Source organism: Paraburkholderia sp. UCT2, from assembly GCF_014397665.1.
Lineage (GTDB): Bacteria > Pseudomonadota > Gammaproteobacteria > Burkholderiales > Burkholderiaceae > Paraburkholderia > Paraburkholderia tuberum.
The window spans coordinates 96,098-115,806 of record NZ_VZQO01000001.1; the positions used below are offsets into that span (position 1 = coordinate 96,098).

Here is a 19,709-nt window from a genome sequence, read left to right on the forward strand (position 1 = left end):
GGCCGGGATTTCCGGCTCCGCCCGCACGCGCGAAGCCCTACGCAGCAACGGATACACGGAAAACGTGAAGCTCAAATTCACCAAAATGCACGGCGCGGGCAACGACTTCGTCGTACTCGACGGCTATACCCAACCGGTTGATCTAACCACGGCGCAGGTGCGCGCGTTGGCGAACCGCCATTTCGGCGTCGGCGCCGACCAGTTGCTGCTGGTCGAAAAGCCGACCGTCGAAGGCGTCGATTTCAGATATCGCATCTTCAATTGCGACGGCGGCGAGGTCGAACACTGCGGCAACGGCGCGCGCTGCTTCGTCAAGTTCGTGCGCGAGCGCGGTCTCACCGACCAGCGCAGCGTGCGCGTGCAGGTCCAGAAAGGCACGATCACGCTGACGATGCAGGACAACGGCGAAGTGATCGTCGACATGGGCACGCCCGTGTTCGACCCCGAACTCGTGCCGTTCGCGACCAAGGGTCTGCAAGGCCGCCGCGAAGGCGCGGATACGCTCTGGCCGCTCGACGTGAACGGCATGACGCGCTGGATGTCGGTGGTGTCGATGGGCAATCCGCACGCCGTGCAGGTCGTCGACGATGCCGAGGTGTTCCCGGTGCTCGTCGAAGGTCCGGCTATCGAGCGGCACACACGCTTCCCGCAGCGGGTCAACGCGGGCTTCATGCAGATCGTCGACCGCAACGAGATCAGGCTGCGCGTCTACGAACGCGGCGCGGGCGAAACGCTCGCGTGCGGCACCGGCGCGTGCGCGGCGGTCGCGGCCGGCATCCGGCGCGGGCTGCTGGATTCGCCGGTGCTCGTACATACGCACGGCGGCGATCTGACCATCACGTGGGACAGCGCGCACCCAGGCGCGCCGCTGCTGATGGCCGGCCCCGCAGCCACCGTCTTCGAAGGGGAGATCGAGTTGGCCGAAGAGGCGTCGAGCGCCTCGTCGGACTCGACGCAGCACAATCCGTCCAGCCCGGCCGACATGGCACCCTCCGTCTAACTCATTGACCGACGCGCCGCCGTGAGGCGGCCGTCCCGTAGTCCTCTAGCCGAAACCATGAACGATCGCGAAGTCGCCGAATACCTGCTCGCCAATCCCGAATTCTTCGTCGAACACGCGGAAACGCTCGCGACGATCCGGCTCGCGAACCCGCACGGCAAAGCCGCGGTGTCGCTGCAGGAGCGGCAGATGGAGATGCTGCGCGACAAGAACAAGCATCTGGAGCGGCGTCTTGCCGAACTGCTGCGCTACGGTCACGAGAACGACAGCATCGCGTCGAAATTCAACCGCTGGACCATCCGTGTGATGGCCGAGCGCGATCCCTACGCGCTGCCGCGCACGATCGCCGGCGGTCTGCGCGACATCTTCGACGTGCCGCAAGCGGCGCTGCGCGTGTGGGACATCGCCGAGCCGTATGCGCAAGCGGACTTCGCGCGCCACGTCAGCGAGGAAGTGCGCATTTTCGCGGGCAGCCTGAGCACGCCGTACTGCGGCGCGAACACCGGCTTCGAGGCCGCGCAATGGCTCGCGCAAGCTGCGGTCGCGTCCAACGGGACGACCAACCCGGCGGCAAGCGCGGCAACGAGCGCGACCGACGACCTCGGCGTCGCGTCGAACGGGACGGCGCAGAGCACCGAATCGATCGCGCTGCTCGCGCTGCGCGACCCCGAAGGTGTCGAAGACGCGCCGACGTTCGGCCTGCTCGTGATGGGCTCATCCGACCCGCGGCGCTTCCACGAAGGCATGGCCACCGATTTCCTCACGCAGATCGGCGCGCTCGCGAGCGCCGCGCTGAGCCGGCTGCTGCCGCGCTGAGCCGCGCCACCCAACGTCACCGCGTACCGTGACCGCCGCCGACCCGATCGCCGCCTACCTGTCGCATCTCGAGCACGAGCGGCGGCTGTCGGCGCACACGCTGCGCGGCTACACGCATGAGCTCGCGGAACTGAAGCAGCTCGCCAAAGGCCGAGCGCTCGAAAGCCTCACCGCCGTCGACATCCGCGGCGCCGTCGCGCGCGCGCATGCGGGCGGTCTCACCGCGCGGTCGATCGGCCATCGGCTGTCGGCATGGCGGGCGTTTTATCGCTGGCTCGCGGGCCACGTCGAGTTGCCGGCCAATCCGGTCGCCGCGGTGCGCGCGCCGAAGCAGGCGAAAATGCTGCCGAAGGCGCTTTCCGTCGACGACACCGCGCGCCTGATGGACAGCCCGCCCGCCGACTCGCCTGAAGGCCTGCGCGATCACGCGATGCTCGAGCTGTTCTACTCGTCGGGCTTGCGCCTCGCCGAACTGGTCGGCCTCGACGTGCGTTTCGCCGACGTCGACGGCTATCGCTCGGCCGGCTGGCTGAAACTCGATTCCGGCGAAGTCGAAGTGCTCGGCAAAGGCAACCGGCGCCGCGTCGTGCCGGTGGGCAGCAAGGCGGTCGCGGCGCTGAACGCATGGCTCGCGGTGCGCGAACCGATGGTCCGCCACGATCCGCATCCGCTGTTCCTGTCGGCGCGCGGCAACCGGCTGTCGCCGAACGTCGTGCGCGAGCGCGTGAAGCGCGCGGCGCTCGCCGCCGGCATTCCGGCCAACGTGCATCCGCACGTGCTGCGCCATTCGTTCGCGACGCACGTGCTGCAGTCGAGCGGCGACCTGCGCGCCGTGCAGGAGCTGCTCGGCCACGCGAGCATCACCGCGACGCAGGTTTATACGGGCCTCGATTTCCAGCACCTCGCCCACGTCTACGACAGCGCGCATCCTCGCGCAAAGAAACGCAACTGATCACGCGACTGACGCCGCGCGCCACGACGCGCCGCCTTCGCTTGCACTTTACCTACACCTGATGAATACCGTTACGCTCAAACCGTCGAAAGAAAAATCGCTGCTGCGCCGCCATCCGTGGGTTTATGCCAATGCGATCGAGCACGTCGACGGCCGCCCCGCGCCCGGCGCGACCGTGCTCGTGCGCGCGCACGATGGCCGCTTTCTCGCCCGCGCCGCCTACAGCCCGCACTCGCAGATCCGCGCGCGCGTCTGGAGCTTCGACGAAGCCGAGCCGATCGATCACGCGTTCTTCAAGCGCCGCGTTCAGCGCGCGTTCGCGCATCGTCAGGCGATGGTGCGCGACACCGGCGCCGTGCGGCTGATCTTCGGCGAGGCGGACGGTCTGCCGGGCCTGATCGTCGATTACTACGTCGCCGAGGACGCGGATCAGCGCAGCCAGATCGTCTGTCAGTTCATGGCGGCCGGCGTCGAAGCGTGGAAGGACGCGATCGTCGCGGCGCTGGTCGGCGCGACCGGCTGCCCGAACGTCTACGAGCGCTCGGACGTGTCGATCCGTCAGAAGGAAGGGCTCGAGCAGATCACCGGCGTGCTCGCGGGCGAGCCGCCTTCCGAGAAGCTGATCGCGAGCGAAAACGGCGTGCGCTATCACGTCGACGTGCGCAACGGCCACAAGACCGGCTTCTATGTCGACCAGCGCGATAACCGCCTGCTCGTGCAGCAGTTCGCGAAAGATCGCGACGTGCTGAACTGCTTCTGCTACACCGGCGGCTTTTCGCTCGCGGCGCTCAGGGGTGGCGCAAAGCGCGTGGTGTCGGTCGATTCGTCGGGTGAAGCGCTCGCGCTCGCGCAGCAGAACGTCGCGGCCAACGGCTTCGACGCCGACCGCGCGACCTGGCTCGACGCCGACGCGTTCAAGACATTGCGGCGCCTCTACGACGAAGGCGATCGCTTCGACCTGATCGTGCTCGATCCGCCGAAATTCGCGCCATCGCGCGAGCACGTGGACCGCGCCTCGCGCGCGTACAAGGACATCAATCTGACGGGCCTGAAGCTGCTGCGCCCGGGCGGTTTGCTGTTCACGTACTCGTGCTCGGGCGCGATCGATCCCGAGCTGTTCCAGAAGATCGTGTCGGGCGCGGCCGCCGACGCACGCGTCGACGCACGCATCCTGAAGCGCCTTGGCGCGGGCGTCGATCATCCGCTGCTCACTGCGTTCCCCGAAGGCGAGTATCTGAAGGGGCTGCTGTTGCAAATCACCTGATCGCCCTTATTTTCCCGGTGATTGCGCGTGGCGGCGGCTGACGGCCGCCTCCGCGCAGGCGGCCGCCCCTGCGCCCGCCTGGCAAATATGTTTCAATGACCGGCTGGACAGGGTCCGCGCCATCTGGCAGCGGCGGCCCGCCTAACGCATCTGGCTAGCCTTGCGCGCTAGCGTCCGATCACGCACCGTTTCACGACTTACAGGCGACCCACATGATTCCAGTCACCATCCTGACCGGCTTTCTCGGCAGCGGCAAAACCACCCTGCTCAAGCGCATCCTGAACGAAAAGCACGGCATGAAGATCGCCGTCATCGAGAACGAGTTCGGCGAAGAGAACATCGACAACGAGATCCTCGTGCAGGACACGAGCGAGCAGATCATCCAGATGAGCAACGGCTGCATCTGCTGCACGATTCGCGGCGACCTGTCGCGCGTGCTCAATGATCTGGCCGCGAAGAAGCAGGCGGGCGAAGTGGACTTCGACCGCGTCGTGATCGAAACCACCGGCCTCGCGAATCCGGGCCCGGTCGCGCAAACCTTCTTCATGGACGACCAGATCGCGAGCGAATTCCTGCTCGACGCGATCATCACGCTGGTCGACGCGAAGCACGCGAATCATCAGCTCGACGAGCACGAAGTGGTGCAGCGCCAGGTCGGTTTCGCGGACCGGCTGTTCATCACGAAGGCCGATCTCGTCGACGAGCGGCACGTGGCCGATCTGCGCCACCGTCTGCTGCACATGAACCCGAAGGCGGCGATCAAGGTCGTCAATTTCGGCGAGGCGGACATCAAGGAAATTTTCGATCTGCGCGGCTTCAACCTGAACTCGAAGCTCGAAATCGATCCGGACTTCCTGAGTGAAGACGAACACGCGCATAGCCACGCGCACGCGCACGACGAGCACGGCCACACGCAAGGCGACAATGACCACGATCACGCCAATTGCGATCACGACCATGGCCATTGCGATCACGAAGGCCATGATCACGGACATCACCACCATGCGCATCACGACGACAAGATCAAGTCATTCGTGTACCGCAGCGATCGTCCGTTCGATCCGAACAAGCTCGAAGACTTCCTCGGCGGCATCCTGCAGATCTATGGCGAGCACCTGCTGCGCTACAAGGGCGTGCTGTACATGAAGGGCGTCGATCGCAAGGTCGTGTTCCAGGGCGTGCATCAAATGATGGGCAGCGACCTCGCCGCGAAATGGCAACCGGCCGAGAAGAAGACCAACAAGATGGTGTTCATCGGCATCGAACTGCCGCGCGATCTGATCACCGACGGTCTCGACGCCTGCCTCGCCTGAGCGGGCGCAGCGCCGTCGCGCAAGCAAGCCTCGGAGCAAGCCCACGACGCGCCGCCCGCAGCGCGGCATGCGCCGTGCTACTTCTAGTGCGGTGAGACGCCCGCCGCCGACTGCGCGGGCGTGAATCCTCTGCTGAAACTGCGACGCCGCGGCGCCGAGGCCTTTCGAATCCAGGCCATATGAAAAACGCGTGAAAACCCTGCTGTATTAAAGCGTGCACGACCATCGCTTTTTGGCTTTCTGCGCGTTATATTTTCGGGATATCGCAGCGCCGCAGGCCGGCTTTCAGCAGTTGCGGTGCCGTATTGTGATTCAGTTACAATACGTGCCCACTGGAGAATGACAACGAATTGCCCGGTCGCGCGTATCCCGCGACGGGCCTGAAACGGCGCCGGAAAATCTTGTCCGGAGACACGCCGAAAACGCCGGCGGGCACGGCCTGAAAAGGCACGCGCTCGTCGGCGAGCGATGCCTCAGGAGCATGTGTGAATCGGTTTCCAGAGGAGTTCGGCCCCGCAGCGGCGTAGCTAGCAACGCCCGGTGTGTGGGCGCCAGGCGCTTCGGCGTCACGACAGTCCAACGTTCGTGGCCACCCTGCGCTGCGCGTCCGCGCGACGCGTTTGCGGGCAATACGAAAGTGCGGGCCCTATGAGTTTTGCCTCACATTGAAGAAGTAAGCCAGATGACGACGAAACGACTCTTGACCGAAGCCGAAATCCTGAAGATGAGCGACAAGGATTACATGAATGCGGATCAGCTCGCCTTCTTCAAGAACAGGCTCGAACAGTTGCAGGCGGACATTCTCCGCAATGCCGGCCAGACGACCGAGAACCTGCGCGAAACGGTCATCGTGCCGGACCCGGCCGATCGCGCCACGATCGAGGAAGAGCATGCGCTCGAACTGCGCACGCGCGACCGCGAACGCAAGCTGCTGAAGAAGGTGCAGCAATCGATCGCGCGAATCGAGGCGGGCGACTATGGCTGGTGCGAGGAAACCGGCGAGCCGATCGGCATTCCGCGTCTGCTCGCGCGGCCCACGGCTACGCTGTCGCTCGAAGCCCAGGAGCGCCGCGAACTGCGCCAGAAGCTGTTCGGCGACTGATTATCTGCGGCGCGGCTTCGGCTTAGCGCCCTGAAAACGCTGCTTCGTCGAGAGGCGCACGGTGAACCGTGCGCCTTTTCTTTTTGCGCGACATCCGCGCATGCTCCGCCATCCGTCCCGCCCCGCCGTCCCTTCCCGCCTCGTTTCTCAGGCTCCCTGAGCGGATTTTCAGTTTTTCGTCCTATGCCTTCCGGCGGATCTTGATATGACCGCGCGCGCCCTAAAATAGATCGGACATGCGCTCACGAGCGCGCCAGCCGGCGCGCCGTCCGCTGACTGGATTCATGCGGTAGCGCACAGCGCTGCCGCGTTCTACCCGTTTTGCAAAGAGGAACGCATATGGAGCAATTTCACGGCACGACGATCGTTTCCGTGCGCCGCGGCAACAAGGTGGCGCTCGGCGGCGACGGCCAGGTCACGCTCGGCAACATCGTCATGAAAGGCGGCGCGAAGAAGGTCCGGCGCATCTACAACGGCAAGGTGCTGGTCGGCTTCGCCGGTGGCACGGCGGATGCCTTCTCGCTGCTCGACCGCTTCGAGGCGAAGCTGGAAAAACATCAGGGCAATCTGACGCGCGCGGCCGTGGAGCTCGCGAAAGACTGGCGCACCGACCGCATGCTGCGTCGTCTCGAGGCGATGCTGATCGCCGCGGACGCGACCACCACGCTCGTCATCACCGGCAACGGCGACGTGCTCGATCCCGAAGGCGGCATCTGTGCGATCGGCTCGGGCGGTGCGTACGCGCAGGCGGCCGCGAAGGCGCTTGCCGACAACACCGAGCTGTCGCCGCGCGACATCGTGGAAAAGTCGCTGGAAATCGCCGGCGACATGTGCATCTACACGAACCATAACCGCGTCATTGAGACGATCGAGTAAGGACCCATCGATGAGCACCATGACCCCCGCCGAGATCGTCTCCGAACTCGACAAACACATCATCGGCCAAGGCCGCGCGAAGAAGGCCGTGGCGGTCGCGCTGCGCAACCGCTGGCGCCGTCAGCAGGTCGACGAACCGCTGCGCCAGGAAATCACGCCGAAGAACATCCTGATGATCGGACCGACCGGCGTCGGCAAGACCGAAATCGCGCGGCGTCTCGCGAAGCTCGCGGACGCGCCGTTCATCAAGATCGAAGCGACCAAATTCACCGAAGTCGGCTACGTGGGCCGCGACGTCGACAGTATCGTGCGCGACCTGATCGAAATTTCGGTCAAGCAGACCCGCGAAACCGAAATGCGCAAGGTGCGGACCAAGGCCGGCGATCTGGCCGAAGACCGCATCCTCGACATCCTGCTGCCAACCGCACGGCCGGTCGGCTTCGGTTCGAGCTCGAGCTCGACCGACACCGCCGATGAAGGCAGCACGACGCGTCAAACGTTCCGCAAGCGCCTGCGCGAAGGCCAGCTCGACGACAAGGAAATCGAGCTCGACGTCGAGCAGCCGCAGGTCGGCATGGACATCATGGGGCCGCCGGGCATGGAAGACATGACCGAGCAGATCCGCTCGATGTTCGCCAACATCGGCGGCGGCAAGAAGATGCGCCGCAAGATGAAGGTCAAGGAAGCGCTGAAGGTGCTCACCGACGAAGAAGCCGGCAAGATGCTGAACGACGAAGAGGTGAAGAGCAAGGCGGTGCAGAACGTCGAGCAGAACGGCATCGTGTTCCTCGACGAAATCGACAAGATCGCGTCGCGCAACGAAGCGGGCGGCGGTGAAGTGTCCCGTCAGGGCGTGCAGCGCGATCTGCTGCCGCTCGTCGAAGGCACGACGATCAACACCAAGTACGGCATGGTGAAGACCGATCACATCCTGTTCATCGCGAGCGGCGCGTTTCACCTCGCGAAGCCGAGCGATCTGATTCCCGAGCTGCAGGGGCGCTTTCCGATTCGCGTCGAGCTCGATTCGCTGTCGGTCAACGACTTCGAATCGATCCTCGTGTCGACGGACGCGAGCCTCGTCAAGCAATACCAGGCCCTGCTCGCGACCGAAGACGTGCACCTCGAATTCGCCGACGACGGCATCCGCCGTCTCGCCGAGATTGCGTACTCGGTCAACGAGAAGACCGAGAACATCGGCGCGCGGCGTCTTTATACGGTGATTGAAAAACTGCTCGAAGAAGTGTCGTTCTCGGCCGGCAATCATTCGGGCCATGCAGTGCAGATCGACGCGGCGTATGTCGATAGCGCGTTGAACGAAATCGCCGAAGACGAGGATCTGTCGCGCTACGTGCTTTGACATGCGCGGTGGCAGCGCGAAGCGCTGATGCATGAAAAACGGGCTGCCTTCGCATAGGCAGCCCGTTTTGTTTTGTGCCGCCCTTCCCGCGGCGGCGCCTCGAACAGCCAACGCCGCGCCAGAAGATCGCCGCCTACTGCTTCACCGGCCGCTTCGCCAACTTGCGCTGCAACGTGCGCCGATGCATGTTCAACGCGCGCGCGGTCGCCGAGATATTGCCGTTGTGTTCTGCGAGCACACGCTGGATATGCTCCCATTCGAGCCGCGCCACCGACAGCGGCTGCGGATGCTCGATCGCCTCCTCGGCCTGCAACGCGCTCGCCTCGCTTTGCAGCGCCGACAGGATCGTCTCGACGTTGGCGGGCTTTGCGAGATAGTTGTCGGCGCCGTCCTTGACCGCCTGCACCGCGGTGGCGATGCTCGCGTAGCCGGTCAGCACGAGCATGCGCGCATCGGGCTGCAGATCGCGTAACGGCGCGACGAGCGTCAGGCCGGAGTCGTTGCCGAGATGCAGGTCCACGGTGATCTCGCTGAACTTCTGCTGATTCGCGAGCCGGATCGCCTCGTCCGCGTTGTGTGCTTCGGTCACCGTGTAGCCGCGCCGCGTCAAGCCGCGCGCGAGGATGCCGGAGAACACTTCGTCGTCGTCGATCACCAGAAAATTCTTCTCGCTCATGCCTGTTTCTCCGTGTTGGATGGCGCGGCGCCATGTGGGCTCGCTCCGGAAATCTTGCGCGCGGCGAGCGGTAGTCGCAGCACCGCACGCGTGCCGCGCGGCCGTCCGCCGTTGGCGTCGGTCAGTTCGATCGATCCCTTCAGACGCGCCGCCGCCGAAAACGCCAGATACAGGCCGACGCCGTGACCGCCCTGCGTGCTCTCCACCGGCATCGCGCCGAGCGAGCCGCGCAGCGCGGCCGGAATGCCCGGACCGTGGTCGCACACTTCGAACACGATCTGGTCGCCGCGTGGCGCGAGCACGCAGGACAGTGTCACGTGATCGCGGCTCGCGCGCGCGGCGTTGTCGAGCAGGATCGTCAGTATCTGGCTGACGGCCGCCGTGTCGTTGAGACTGACATCGGCGGGCGGTGTGCCAAGCCGCTCGAACTTCACGTGAGGATGGCGCAGGCGCCATTGCTCGGCAAATGATTCGAGCCATTCGTCGACCGGCTGGCGGTTCGTCGTGGTCGTTGCGCGGCTGCGCAACCGCGCGAGCGCCGACGTGCACAGCATCATCTGCTGCTCGAGCAGCTCGAGATCGGCGCGGTAGGGGGCGAGTCCCGCGTCGGTCCGCGCCGCGTCGCGCAATTCTTCGGACAACATCGCGATTGTAGACAGAGGGGTGCCGATTTCGTGGGCCACGGTGGCCGCCTGCACGCCGAGCGCGACCGCCCGTTCGTCGTGGAGCAAGCGCTGCTGCGCTTCTCCAAGCGCTGCGTCACGTAGCCGCAGCGCTCGGGACATGCGCGCGACGAACCACGCAATCAGCCCCACGCTGACCATGAAGTTGACCCACATGCCCGAGCGGTAGTAGTCGAACAGGTTGGCGGGATTCTCGAGATTGAGCGGCACGGAATCGAAACTGAGCATCGCGTAGCAGGCGACCGCGAACGCCGCGAGCCAGGCCATCAGATACCACGGCAGCACGGCCGCCGCGATCGCAAGCGATGGCAGGTACAGCGACACGAACGGGTTGGTGGTGCCGCCGGACAGGAATAGCAGCGCCGACAACGCCCCGAGATCGACCCAGATCTGCCCGAACAGCTCGAGGTTGGACTCGGGACGCTGCTGCGACACGCGCCACCACGTGAGCGCGTTGAACAGCACTTCGAGCCCGATCACGAGCAGCATCGCGGGCAACGGCAGATTGGCGCCGAGGAAGATCTGCACGAACGCGATCGTCAGCAGCTGACCGATGATCGCGAGGCTGCGCAGCCAGAACAGATGACCGAGATTGACGCGGCCGGTGTTGGTTATACGGTGCATGACCCTAGTCTACCCGTTACGCCGCCGCGGCCCGAGCCAGTGGCGCCGCGGCAGATGAAGCCCGTTGCTTCGCCGCCGCGGCCAAACTGCACGCGCTCGACGACGCCCGCCATTATCGCCCCACTCGACCCGGAAAACGCCGTCGCACAATTCCGCGCCGGCTACACGCTGCGGATGGCCAGCCGGCACGCCGACGCGATCGCCCCGGATCGGCAGTCGCGGTTCGGCGAATCGGAGCCGGCGCTGGAAGCGATTGTGCGCGATCTGCGGGCGCGGGTGGCGCAGCATCGCCGCGCGTCGGCGGTTTCTGATCGGCCCCGGGGCAAATCCGACCATCACGGCCGCTCATGCTCACTCGCCTCGTGTGTCGCCTGTGCAATCTCCGCGGCCAGACACTCCGGGCACAGACACCGGCCGCCTGGCTTTAACCGCTCGACCGGTAGCGGCGGCAGCGCGCGGCACCAGCAGTTGGACGGATCAGTCTGCATGCCGCAGTCGAAAGCATTGCCGCAGCGCGGACAGCGTGCGCTGCGTTCGGAGCGGGGGGAAGACGATTTCATCGCAGATCGGCGCTCAGGGCCGGGGACATTGATCAAGCCATGATGCCATGACTGACACGCTCAGGTGCAGTCGTCCGTTCGGCCAATGCACAGCCGTCACGCAAGTGCGTTACGCTTGCTGTTCGCCACCCCCGCGGCGCGTCATGGTGCGGTACGCCAAGCCTGCACCGCCCGTCGCTCGCGCCGCGGCCGAAAACCCTGTTGCAGCGCGCCAGTCCTGTACAATTCGCGCTGTTTCAACTGTTCCGTGCCCGAGCCTGCCGCCATGTCCGAGCTTCCCGACCTCTCGCAGATTGCGCCCACCCTGAAAGCCGAAATTCTGGCCGAGGCGCTGCCTTACATCCGTCAGTATCACGGTAAGACCGTGGTCATCAAATACGGCGGCAACGCCATGACCGAAGAGCGTCTGAAACAGGGCTTCGCGCGCGACGTGATTCTGCTGAAGCTGGTCGGCATCAACCCGGTCATCGTGCACGGCGGCGGTCCGCAAATCGACCAGGCGCTTAAGAAAATCGGCAAACAGGGCACGTTCATCCAGGGCATGCGCGTCACCGACGAAGAGACGATGGAAGTCGTCGAATGGGTGCTCGGGGGCGAGGTGCAGCAGGACATCGTGATGCTGATCAACCACTTCGGCGGCCACGCGGTCGGCCTGACCGGCAAGGATGGCGGCCTGATCCACGCGCGCAAGATGCTGATGCCGGATCGCGAAACTCCGGGCCAGTACGTCGACATCGGCCAGGTCGGCGAAGTCGAGTCGATCAACCCGGCGGTCGTGAAGGCGTTGCAGGACGACGCGTTCATTCCGGTCATCTCGCCGATCGGCTTCGGCGAAGACGGCCTGTCGTACAACATCAACGCGGATCTCGTCGCGGGCAAGCTGGCGGTCGTGCTGAACGCCGAAAAGCTCGTCATGATGACCAACATCCCCGGCGTGATGGACAAGGAAGGCAATCTGCTGACCGACCTGTCGGCGCGCGAAATCGACGGTCTGTTCGAAGACGGCACGATCTCCGGCGGCATGCTGCCGAAGATCTCGTCCGCGCTCGATGCGGCGAAGAGCGGCGTGCGCTCGGTGCACATCATCGACGGCCGCATCGAGCACTCGGTGCTGCTCGAAATTCTGACCGAACAGCCGTTCGGCACGATGATCCGCTCGCATTGATCGTTGCGGCATCCCCGGCACAGGGGTTGCGTCCGAGCGGCGCGACGCCTGTGCCCCACCTCGCAGCCGGCAGTCCATGCGCGCCCCCGAGCGTTGATGTTGATGTGGCAATCTCTGCGCATCCGCAGCATGAAACGCCCGTCAGCGGCTGAAGAAATTCACCATGCGCACCCCCACTTCGCGGCGCCGCCGTCCTGACCTCGCAGGCGGCAAGCCCGTCTGGCTGTTCGATCTCGACAACACGCTGCACCGCGCGTCACATGCCATTTTCCCCGCGATCAATCGCGGCATGACCCAGTACATCATCGACGCGCTGCAAGTCGACATCGACGAAGCCAACCGTCTGCGCACCGGCTACACGCTGCGCTACGGCGCAGCACTGCTCGGTCTCACGCGCCACCATCCGCTCGACGCGCACGACTTCCTGAAGGTCGTGCACACGTTCCCCGACCTCTGCTCGATGATCCGTCACGAGCGCGGCGTCGCGCGTCTGATCGCGGCGCTGCCGGGCCGCAAGATCGTGCTGACCAACGCGCCCGAAACCTACGCGCGCGCGGTGCTCGCCGAGTTGCGCATCGAGCGGCTATTCGAGCGCGTGATCGCGATCGAGCACATGCGCGATCGCCGCCAATGGCGCGCGAAGCCCGATCACGCGATGCTGCGCCGCGCGATGCGCGACGCGCACGTGTCGCTGAAAGACGCGATCCTCGTCGAGGACACGCGTTCGCACCTGAAAAACTATCGACGGCTCGGCATCCGCACCGTGTGGATCACCGGGCACCTGCCGCGCAAGCCGCACGCGGACGGTGTACCGACGCGCCTGCCCGGCACCGGCCGGCCGCATTATGTCGACCGCAGCATTCGTTCGCTAAAATCGCTACGACTGGGCACGCGCTCGGTTCGATGGAAGGGACGCAAGCCGGGACAGTAGGGACGAAAGCCGCCAACGACATCAGCCGGGGGACCACAGCCATGCAGCCGATCGACAAGCCTGACGAAACCTCAGCCGCAGCCTCCCCCGCGGCGGCGCCCGCCGCAACACGCGCGCCGCGTCCGAAGCCGGGCGAGCGTCGCGTGCACATCCTGCAGACGCTTGCCAGCATGCTCGAGGCGCCGAAGCGCGAGAAGGTCACCACGGCCGCGCTCGCCGCCCGGCTCGGTGTGTCGGAAGCCGCGCTATATCGCCATTTCGCCAGCAAGGCGCAGATGTTCGAAGGGCTGATCGAGTTCATCGAGCAGACGCTGTTCGGCCTCATCAACCAGATCACCAATCACGAAAACAACGGCGTGCTGCAGGCGCGCGCGATCGCGCTGATGCTGCTCAACTTTCCCGCGAAAAATCCCGGCATGACGCGCGTGCTGACCTGCGAGGCGCTGATCGGCGAGCACGAGCGACTCACCGAGCGCGTGAACCAGATGCTCGAGCGCGTCGAGGCATCGCTGAAGCAGTGCTTGCGGCTCGCGCAGACCGAAGCGCTTGCCCGTGCGAATAACGACGTCACAGGCAACGCCGGCCCGCAGACCGCACCGCAATCCGCTGCGTTGCCTGCCGACTACGATCCTGCAATTCGCGCGAGCCTGGTGGTGAGCTACGTGATCGGCCGCTGGCATCGCTATGTGCGCAGCGGTTTCGCGCGGCCGCCCGCCGAACACGCGGACGAGCAACTGCTGCTGATTCTTCAGTAGTCCGCGAGGACTCGCCCCCTTCGCGCGGCATCGCCCGTGCCGCTGCCGCGCGGAATTTTCCGCTATACTTTGCGCCTGATGTTGCCGCGGCCTTCCGATGCATAACGGACCGCGCCAAGGCATCCCGAAGCACGTTGCACCCGGTTTCACACCCCTTCACGCGCCGATTTGCTGACTCGATTGCGGGCGCGCGAACCCTTGGCCCCAGGCCCGCGGTTCACTATAAATGCGGCTAAAGAGGTCGTCAGCTGCGCACACCGTCCTTCTCTTCGTGCTTCGCCGACGCCGTTTAGCCGCCCTGTTGACTCAATGGCGGAATGAATGGAATCCATCGGCATCGTCGCTCCCCAAAAAATGCATTTCACCGAGCCGCTGCCATTGCGCAACGGCAGCTCGCTCGCAGGCTACGACCTGATGGTCGAGACCTACGGCACGCTCAATGCCGCGCGCAGCAATGCGGTGCTCGTGTGCCACGCGCTGAACGCATCGCATCACGTGGCGGGCGTGTACGCCGACAATCCGAAGGACATCGGCTGGTGGGACAACATGGTCGGCCCGGGCAAGCCGCTCGATACCGACAGGTTTTTCGTGATCGGCGTGAACAACCTCGGCTCGTGCTTCGGCTCGACCGGGCCGATGAGCATCGACCCCGCGACCGGCAAGCCGTATGGCGCGACCTTTCCGGTCGTCACCGTCGAAGACTGGGTCAACGCTCAGGCGCGCGTCGCCGACGCGTTCGGCATCACGCGCTTCGCCGCCGTGATGGGCGGCAGTCTCGGCGGCATGCAGGCGCTCGCGTGGAGCATGATGTATCCGGAGCGGGTCGCGCATTGCATCGTGGTCGCATCGACGCCGAAACTGTCCGCGCAGAACATCGCGTTCAACGAGGTCGCACGCTCGGCGATCCTGTCAGACCCCGACTTCCATGGCGGCAACTACTACGCGCACGGCGTGAAACCGAAGCGCGGCCTGCGCGTCGCGCGGATGATCGGGCACATCACGTATTTGTCGGACGACGACATGGCCGAAAAATTCGGCCGCTCGCTGCGTCGCGCGGAAGGCGCGCTCGATGACTACAACTTCAGCTTCGACGTCGAATTCGAAGTGGAATCGTATCTGCGCTATCAGGGCGACAAGTTCGCCGACTACTTCGACGCGAACACCTACCTGCTGATCACGCGCGCGCTCGATTACTTCGATCCGGCCAAGGCCTTCGACGGCGATCTGACCGCCGCGCTAGCGCACACCACCGCGAAGTATCTGATCGCGAGCTTCTCGACCGACTGGCGTTTCGCGCCGGCACGCTCGCGCGAACTGGTGAAGGCGCTGCTCGACCACAAGCGCACGGTCACCTATGCGGAGATCGACGCGCCGCACGGCCACGACGCCTTCCTGCTCGACGATGCGCGCTATCACAACCTGCTGCGCGCCTACTACGAACGCATTGCAAACGAGGTCAACGCATGAACCAGCGAGCACTTGATTACCTGGCATTGCGCCCGGACTTCCGCGCGATCGCCCGCTGGGTCGAACCGCGCGCGACCGTGCTCGATCTCGGCTGCGCGGACGGCTCGTTGCTGTCGCTGCTGAACGAAGAACTGGACGTGCAGGGCTACGGCATCGAGATCAACGACGCCGGCGTGCTCGCCGCGACGCAGAAGGGCGTCAACGTGATCCAGCAGAATCTCGAAGACGGCCTGCGCCTGTTCGAAGACGGCAGCTTCGATTTCGCGGTGCTGTCGCAGACGCTGCAGACGATTCATCAGACCGCGGCGATCCTGCGCGAGACGGTGCGCGTCGGCAAGCAATGCATCGTGTCGTTTCCGAATTTCGGCTATTGGGCGCATCGGCTGTCGGTGTTGCAGGGGCGTATGCCGGTGTCGAAGTCGCTGCCTTATCAATGGCACAACACGCCGAACGTGCGTGTGCTGACGATCAAGGACTTCGAAGCGCTCGCGCCCGAGGTCGGCATCGAGATTCTCGATCGCGTCGTGCTGCATGATGGACAGGTGGTGCGTTGGGGCGTGAACTGGCGTGGTAGTCTTGCGGTCTATCGCGTCAAGAAAAGCTAACGTCACTTATCCACATGTCGAACCCGCCGCACGAGGCGCCCGCACTTACCGCTCACGAAGAACATCCCGGCTGGCGCGCGTTTTTGAATACGCGCATGCTGATTTGCGTCTTTCTCGGCTTCACGTCGGGATTGCCGCTGTTTACGCTCGTCTACCTCGTGCAGGCGTGGCTGCGCTCGGAAGGCGTCAATCTGAAGGAAATCGGCCTCTTCGCGCTGATCCAGTTTCCGTACACCTGGAAATTCGTCTGGGCACCGCTGATGGACCGCTACGTACCGCGCGTGCCCGGTTGGCGGCCCGGCAGACGGCGCGGCTGGATGCTCGTCACGCAATTGCTCGTGGCCGGCGCGATGGCGACGCTCGGTTTCGTGTCGCCACGCGAATCGATCTGGACCGTCGCCGCGCTGACCGCTCTGGTCGCGTTCTTCGGCGCGAGCTCCGACATCGTGATCGACGCGTACCGGCGTGAATTGCTCAGCGACACGCAGCAGGGCCTCGGCAACGCGGTGCACGTGAACGCGTACAAGATCGCGGCGCTCGTGCCCGGTTCGCTCGCGCTGATTTTGTCCGATCATCTGCCGTGGAGCACCGTCTTCATCGTAACGGCCGCGTTCATGCTGCCGGGCGTCCTGATGACACTGGTGGTGCGCGAGCCCGAGGTGCACGGCGAGCCGCCGAAGAATCTGCGCGAGGCGATCGTCGAGCCGTTCAGGGAATTCATTCAGCGCGACGGCTGGCGCACTGCCCTTTTCGTGCTCGGCTTCATCTTCCTGTACAAGCTCGGCGATACGATGGCGACCACGCTGTCCACGTCGTTCTTCCTCGACATCGGCTTTTCGCGCACGCAGATCGGCGTGATCGCCAAGACCACGGCGTTCGGCGCGAGTCTCGCGGGCGGCATCGTCGGCGGGATCTGGCTGATGAAGATCGGCATCGGCCGCGGCTTGTGGATCTTCGGTTTGCTGCAGATGGTGTCGACGCTCGGCTTCGCGTGGCTCGCGCATCTCGGCCCGGATTCGCCCGGACTTGCCGCGATTTACAACATGGCCGTCGCACTGAGCCAGGGGACGACGAAGCTGCTGTCGTTCGTCGGCATCGACTGGAGCGTGCAGCTCGATCCACGCTCGGTCGCGCTCGCGCTCGTGTACGGCTTCGAGACCTTCGCCACCGGTCTCACGATGGCCGCTTTCACCGCGTATATCGCGAGCACCACCGATCCGCGCTACACCGCGACGCAGTTCGCGCTGTTCACGAGCCTCGCGTCGGTGCCGCGCACGCTCGCGTCGGCGGCGAGCGGCTATGTGGTCGCGCGGATGGGCTGGTTCGACTACTTCATCCTCTGCACCGCGCTCGCGGTGCCCGGCATGCTGCTGCTGGTGCGTATCGCGCCGTGGAGGGACCGGTCGTGAAGGTACCGATTCCGACCCGCGCGCGCCGCACCGCACTCGGCGCCGTGAGCATCCTCGGTTGCGCGAGCGTCGCGCTGGCGATGCCGGCGGGCGCCTATGCGGCCGGCACGCCAGCGACTGGCGCGAGCCCGGTGAGCGGCGCGCAAGCGCCCGCGCCGGCCGCCGCCGCCGCGACCACCAGCGGTCCGACGCCCAACCCGGCCCCAATGCCTGCGGCCAGGTCCGCGACCAGCGGCACCAGCGCCGCGGAAAACGCGACTTCGGCTGCAGCCGGCAACAGCGGCAACAACAGCGCCGGCGGTGCCAATCCCGGCGCGAATAACAGCACCGGTGCCAACGCCGGTGCCCCGGGCACGCCCAGCGCTAGCGGTAGCGCTCCGGGCGCCGCTACCTCCGGCTCCGCGCCGCAGCCCGCGCCCCCTCCCGCCACCGCCAAAGCGCCCGCCGCGGCATCGGCCCCCGCGGCCGTCCCGCCGCCCTACTACGTGAGCCCGCAACTGCGCTACGGCGGCTACATGGTGTTCCGCAACCTGATCCCGTCGTCGATGCTCGAGGCGCAGGCCGCTGAGGAGTTCAGCCAGATCGTCTACGGCGCCAGCCACTCGAACCGCCTGTACGGCGAGACGGACGCGCGCGTGACGCGCGTGCGCGCGATCATCAACCGGATGATTCCGTACTCGTTGAAATGGAACGAGCGAGCCAAGCTCTGGAAGTGGGAAGTCGCGGTGGTGCGCTCGAACGACATCCGCATGTACTGCCTGCCGGGCGGCAAGATCGTCGTCTATAGCGGGATTCTCGATCGCGTCCGCCTGAACGACAACGAGGTCGGCATGCTGATCGGCCATGAGATCGCGCACGCGTTGCGCGAGCACGCGCGCATGCGGCTCGGTCAGTTGCAGGCGAGCCAGCTCGATTCGTCCGGCACGATTCCGCAACTGTTCGGCCTCGCCGATCTGGGCATGGCGCCGCTCGGCATCGGTTCGCGTCTGCTGGAAATGAAGTACGAGAGCACCGACGAAACCGAAGCCGACGTGATTGGCAGCGATATCGCGTCGCGCGCCGGCTTCGATCCGCGCGCGGCGGTCACGCTATGGGATAAGCTCGCGCAGGCGACGCGCGGCAGTCGCGGCCAGGGCTTCATCTACGTGCACCCGTACACGCCGGCGCGCCGCGACGACATCATCAAGCGGCTGCCGGACATGCTGCCGCTGTACGCGAAGGCAATCGGCAAGAGCGTCGACGAGTTGCCCGATTATGCAGGCATCGGTCGGCCGACCCGCAAGCCGGCGCGCGACTGATATCGGTGCTGTCGGAGAGCGGCGCGCTCAAGCGCCGCGCCTTGCTTACTTCTTGATCTTGACCTTATGGTCGTAGTCGACGGTCAGCGGCGCATGGTCGCTGAACTTGATGTCGCGGAACACGTCGGTGCGCTTCGCCTTGCTTGCGATGCCCGGCGTCGCGATCTGGTAATCGATCCGCCACCCGACGTTCTTCGCATACGCCTGACCGCGATTGCTCCACCACGTGTACTGCTCGGGCCGCTGGTCGAGCGTGCGGAACACGTCCACATAACCGACTTCGTCGAACAGTTTGTCGAGCCATGCGCGCTCTTCGGGCAGGCAGCCCGAATTCTTCTGGTTGCTCTTCCAGTTCTTGATGTCGATTTCCTTGTGCACGATGTTCACGTCGCCGCACACGATGACCTCGCGCTCCTTCGCCAGCTCGGCGAGATGCGGCATGAACTCGTCCATGAAACGGAACTTGGCCTGCTGGCGCTCGTCGCCGCTCGACCCCGACGGCACATACACCGAGACCACCGACAGCTTGCCGAAACGCAGCTCGACGTAGCGCCCTTCCGGGTCGAACTCCTCGCTGCCGAAGCCGATAACCACTTCGTCCGGCTCATGACGCGTATAGACGCCCGCGCCGCTATAACCCTTTTTTACCGCATGCTGGAAATAGCCGGTGAAATCATGCGGCGCCATGAACTCCGGCGTCATGTCGTCCTGCGAGCATTTGATTTCCTGCACGCAAAGCACGTCGGCGCCCTGTTCGCCGAACCAGTCGAAAAAGCCCTTCTTCGCCGCCGAGCGGATGCCGTTGAGGTTGGCGGTAATCACACGCAACATGTCTTTCCTCTTTTGTTCGATTCGT

Annotated in this window: 19 protein-coding genes; 15 read left to right on the top strand and 4 right to left on the bottom strand. The window is 65.1% G+C overall.

All coding sequences use genetic code 11. The features are described from left to right. Positions 1-64: 64 nt before the first annotated feature. The 8 genes from dapF to hslU all read left to right on the top strand — a co-directional run bounded on the left by dapF (position 65) and on the right by hslU (position 8,680). The gene (gene dapF, locus F6X39_RS00470) at positions 65-1,000 is read left to right on the top strand and encodes a diaminopimelate epimerase (RefSeq protein ID WP_187615111.1); all 936 of its coding nucleotides are present in this window, start codon (positions 65-67) and stop codon (positions 998-1,000) included. A 57-nt stretch (positions 1,001-1,057) separates the two neighbouring features. Next, positions 1,058-1,816 carry a DUF484 family protein gene (locus F6X39_RS00475; protein ID WP_187615112.1) on the top strand — a complete coding sequence of 253 codons (759 nt, stop codon included), beginning with the start codon at positions 1,058-1,060 and terminating at the stop codon, positions 1,814-1,816. 28 nt (positions 1,817-1,844) lie between these two features. Further along, entirely contained in the window at positions 1,845-2,768 is a 924-nt protein-coding gene (gene xerC, locus F6X39_RS00480) for a tyrosine recombinase XerC (RefSeq protein ID WP_187615113.1), read from the top strand. 61 nt (positions 2,769-2,829) lie between these two features. Continuing rightward, complete coding sequence (locus tag F6X39_RS00485; protein WP_187615114.1) at positions 2,830-4,032, top strand: class I SAM-dependent rRNA methyltransferase; 1,203 nt, start codon at positions 2,830-2,832, stop codon at positions 4,030-4,032. 212 nt (positions 4,033-4,244) lie between these two features. Further along, positions 4,245-5,345, top strand: coding sequence for a CobW family GTP-binding protein (locus F6X39_RS00490; RefSeq protein ID WP_187615115.1), 1,101 nt, complete (start codon positions 4,245-4,247; stop codon positions 5,343-5,345). A gap of 682 nt (positions 5,346-6,027) precedes the next feature. After that, positions 6,028-6,447 (top strand): RNA polymerase-binding protein DksA, encoded by a 420-nt coding sequence (gene dksA / locus F6X39_RS00495; RefSeq protein WP_090802202.1) that lies wholly within the window; start codon positions 6,028-6,030, stop codon positions 6,445-6,447. 339 nt (positions 6,448-6,786) lie between these two features. After that, positions 6,787-7,323, top strand: a complete 537-nt coding sequence (gene hslV, locus F6X39_RS00500) for an ATP-dependent protease subunit HslV (protein ID WP_184051150.1) — start codon at positions 6,787-6,789, stop codon at positions 7,321-7,323. Between the two features lie 10 nt (positions 7,324-7,333). After that, positions 7,334-8,680: an ATP-dependent protease ATPase subunit HslU gene (hslU, locus tag F6X39_RS00505; protein ID WP_090802203.1), complete on the top strand. Its 1,347-nt coding sequence runs from the start codon at positions 7,334-7,336 to the stop codon at positions 8,678-8,680. Between the two features lie 133 nt (positions 8,681-8,813). On the opposite strand, the gene F6X39_RS00510 is transcribed toward hslU, so the two are convergent. From F6X39_RS00510 to F6X39_RS00520, 3 genes are all read right to left on the bottom strand, one after another. Continuing rightward, positions 8,814-9,356 carry a response regulator transcription factor gene (locus tag F6X39_RS00510; protein ID WP_184025882.1) on the bottom strand — a complete coding sequence of 181 codons (543 nt, stop codon included), beginning with the start codon at positions 9,354-9,356 and terminating at the stop codon, positions 8,814-8,816. Beyond that, positions 9,353-10,663, bottom strand: coding sequence for an ATP-binding protein (locus F6X39_RS00515; RefSeq protein WP_187615116.1), 1,311 nt, complete (start codon positions 10,661-10,663; stop codon positions 9,353-9,355). The genes F6X39_RS00510 and F6X39_RS00515 overlap by 4 nt, the downstream gene beginning before the upstream one ends. Before the next feature lie 335 nt (positions 10,664-10,998). Beyond that, positions 10,999-11,223: a cysteine-rich CWC family protein gene (locus F6X39_RS00520; protein ID WP_187615117.1), complete on the bottom strand. Its 225-nt coding sequence runs from the start codon at positions 11,221-11,223 to the stop codon at positions 10,999-11,001. Positions 11,224-11,488: 265 nt separating this feature from the next. Between F6X39_RS00520 and argB the strand changes: the two genes are divergently transcribed. From argB to F6X39_RS00555, 7 genes are all read left to right on the top strand, one after another. Further along, positions 11,489-12,388, top strand: a complete 900-nt coding sequence (gene argB, locus F6X39_RS00525) for an acetylglutamate kinase (RefSeq protein WP_018419098.1) — start codon at positions 11,489-11,491, stop codon at positions 12,386-12,388. A gap of 163 nt (positions 12,389-12,551) precedes the next feature. Further along, a complete protein-coding gene (locus tag F6X39_RS00530) occupies positions 12,552-13,319 on the top strand; it encodes a pyrimidine 5'-nucleotidase (RefSeq protein WP_187615118.1) in 768 nt (255 codons plus the stop codon). Positions 13,320-13,360: 41 nt separating this feature from the next. Next, positions 13,361-14,074 (top strand): nucleoid occlusion factor SlmA, encoded by a 714-nt coding sequence (gene slmA, locus F6X39_RS00535; protein WP_187615119.1) that lies wholly within the window; start codon positions 13,361-13,363, stop codon positions 14,072-14,074. Positions 14,075-14,395: 321 nt separating this feature from the next. After that, on the top strand, positions 14,396-15,541 hold the full coding sequence (locus F6X39_RS00540; protein WP_184068976.1) for a homoserine O-succinyltransferase MetX: 1,146 nt from the start codon (positions 14,396-14,398) through the stop codon (positions 15,539-15,541). Further along, positions 15,538-16,146: a methionine biosynthesis protein MetW gene (gene metW / locus F6X39_RS00545; protein ID WP_090802214.1), complete on the top strand. Its 609-nt coding sequence runs from the start codon at positions 15,538-15,540 to the stop codon at positions 16,144-16,146. The genes F6X39_RS00540 and metW overlap by 4 nt, the downstream gene beginning before the upstream one ends. Positions 16,147-16,160: 14 nt before the next feature. Continuing rightward, entirely contained in the window at positions 16,161-17,555 is a 1,395-nt protein-coding gene (locus F6X39_RS00550) for an AmpG family muropeptide MFS transporter (RefSeq protein WP_187615120.1), read from the top strand. Next, entirely contained in the window at positions 17,552-18,853 is a 1,302-nt protein-coding gene (locus F6X39_RS00555; protein ID WP_410449826.1) for a M48 family metalloprotease, read from the top strand. Before F6X39_RS00550 ends, F6X39_RS00555 begins: the two co-directional genes overlap by 4 nt. A gap of 45 nt (positions 18,854-18,898) precedes the next feature. Here F6X39_RS00555 and F6X39_RS00560 read toward each other — a convergent pair whose 3' ends face one another. Then, the gene (locus F6X39_RS00560) at positions 18,899-19,684 is read right to left on the bottom strand and encodes an exodeoxyribonuclease III (protein WP_184025852.1); all 786 of its coding nucleotides are present in this window, start codon (positions 19,682-19,684) and stop codon (positions 18,899-18,901) included. Positions 19,685-19,709 lie beyond the last annotated feature (25 nt).

Bases quoted from the DNA above. Each gene is read 5' to 3' on its own strand.
- hslU (WP_090802203.1), top strand. From the start codon at position 7,334: ATGAGCACCATGACCCCCGCCGAGATCGTCTCCGAACTCGACAAACAC.
- F6X39_RS00485 (WP_187615114.1), top strand. From the start codon at position 2,830: ATGAATACCGTTACGCTCAAACCGTCGAAAGAAAAATCGCTGCTGCGC.
- F6X39_RS00560 (WP_184025852.1), bottom strand. From the start codon at position 19,684: ATGTTGCGTGTGATTACCGCCAACCTCAACGGCATCCGCTCGGCGGCG.
- F6X39_RS00530 (WP_187615118.1), top strand. From the start codon at position 12,552: ATGCGCACCCCCACTTCGCGGCGCCGCCGTCCTGACCTCGCAGGCGGC.
- metW (WP_090802214.1), top strand. From the start codon at position 15,538: ATGAACCAGCGAGCACTTGATTACCTGGCATTGCGCCCGGACTTCCGC.
- F6X39_RS00550 (WP_187615120.1), top strand. From the start codon at position 16,161: ATGTCGAACCCGCCGCACGAGGCGCCCGCACTTACCGCTCACGAAGAA.
- slmA (WP_187615119.1), top strand. From the start codon at position 13,361: ATGCAGCCGATCGACAAGCCTGACGAAACCTCAGCCGCAGCCTCCCCC.
- F6X39_RS00515 (WP_187615116.1), bottom strand. From the start codon at position 10,663: ATGCACCGTATAACCAACACCGGCCGCGTCAATCTCGGTCATCTGTTC.
- F6X39_RS00490 (WP_187615115.1), top strand. From the start codon at position 4,245: ATGATTCCAGTCACCATCCTGACCGGCTTTCTCGGCAGCGGCAAAACC.
- argB (WP_018419098.1), top strand. From the start codon at position 11,489: ATGTCCGAGCTTCCCGACCTCTCGCAGATTGCGCCCACCCTGAAAGCC.
- F6X39_RS00520 (WP_187615117.1), bottom strand. From the start codon at position 11,223: ATGAAATCGTCTTCCCCCCGCTCCGAACGCAGCGCACGCTGTCCGCGC.
- F6X39_RS00475 (WP_187615112.1), top strand. From the start codon at position 1,058: ATGAACGATCGCGAAGTCGCCGAATACCTGCTCGCCAATCCCGAATTC.
- dksA (WP_090802202.1), top strand. From the start codon at position 6,028: ATGACGACGAAACGACTCTTGACCGAAGCCGAAATCCTGAAGATGAGC.
- F6X39_RS00540 (WP_184068976.1), top strand. From the start codon at position 14,396: ATGGAATCCATCGGCATCGTCGCTCCCCAAAAAATGCATTTCACCGAG.
- F6X39_RS00510 (WP_184025882.1), bottom strand. From the start codon at position 9,356: ATGAGCGAGAAGAATTTTCTGGTGATCGACGACGACGAAGTGTTCTCC.
- hslV (WP_184051150.1), top strand. From the start codon at position 6,787: ATGGAGCAATTTCACGGCACGACGATCGTTTCCGTGCGCCGCGGCAAC.